The organism is Leucobacter faecis, from assembly GCF_054456695.2.
Window position 1 is genome coordinate 1 of the sequence record NZ_JBTJER020000040.1, and the last position, 350, is coordinate 350.

General features: G+C 67.7%; 1 pseudogene. It reads left to right on the forward strand.

Annotated elements, in window-relative coordinates:
* Window positions 1-350: pseudogene (locus tag ACXR2W_RS14175) on the forward strand (hypothetical protein); the annotation flags it as partial.

Genomic DNA, 350 nt, shown 5'->3' on the forward strand with positions numbered 1-350 from the left:
ACGCGCGGGTTCCAGCCCGAGCTCGTGGGAGTCGGCCCCATCGACACCGACACCGCGGTAAGAATCCTGCACGACACCCCCAGCTGGGACATCATCACCGTCACCGACGGCACCGGAACAGGCTCCAACGCCAACACCAACACCGACACGGGCACCGGAGCAGGGGCCGACACAGGCTTGTCCGGCAGTACCGGCCAGGCCAGCGGCGAGAGCACCACCGGCCAGACCAGCGGCCAGTCCACCGGCCAGACCGGCACCGGCCCCACGGATACAACGATCTGCGGTAGCTGCGGCACCGTGAACAGCGGCAACACCACCGTCGGTGACATTCTCACGGTCGATAGCTACCG